1 protein-coding gene is annotated in these 691 nt (G+C 50.1%); it reads right to left on the bottom strand.

Going from position 1 to position 691, the window contains the following annotated elements:
- Nucleotides 1-691: DUF4962 domain-containing protein (locus AB5935_RS26020; RefSeq protein WP_368327877.1), on the bottom strand; the 691-nt coding region annotated here is incomplete at both ends.

The raw sequence follows: 691 nt of genomic DNA, 5'->3' as shown, positions 1-691 counted from the left end.
CCCAATATCCGAATCCTTCGGGATAACCTCCATCAGGACCATAGCCTACCATCGCTTTCGGATTTGTCTCCATGCATTTCTCGATAATACCTTTCGAAATCTCCGGAATCTCTTCGAAAAGAGCCAGTGCACCATACGCCAATCCACTATTACATACGGAATTCCAGTTATTCTTGGCAGTGTAGAACCAGGCATGACGGGTATTCTTTGCCGCATCAAATCCTTTTTCGATGATTGCTTCACGCACCACCCGGCGGGTGTCGGGCTGCAAAGAATCATAGAGCCAGTCGTAACCGATAGCCAATGCCATTACCATCTCGCCTACATCCAGGAAATGAGTAGGGTTCCAGTCCGTGAAACGGCTGACAGCGAGCATCTCCTGTTCCGCACGGTGAGCGTATTTCTTATCTCCCGTCATACGGTAAGCGTATGAGAGGTAATAGATACGCTTCAATGCGATGCGCGAAATCGCCAACAGGCGTTTGCCCTCCTTGATACGTTCCACAGGTGATTCCGTAAGTGTCCGGTCGCAAAGTTCCATAATCCGTTGGTGAACTGCTGCCAACGGGGGATACTCCGCAATAGCTTTCTTAATAGCTTCTTCTCCGCCCTCCGGCAATAACAGCCGGGGATGAGGCGCTATCTTGCCATAGTCAAACTGTTGCGCAAATACACCTGTGCAACCGGATAC

The organism is Phocaeicola sp. RTP21198st1_B8_RTP21198_201120 (assembly GCF_040929485.1).
Lineage (GTDB): Bacteria > Bacteroidota > Bacteroidia > Bacteroidales > Bacteroidaceae > Phocaeicola > Phocaeicola dorei.
This window is presented reverse-complemented; position numbering and strand designations above follow the sequence as displayed.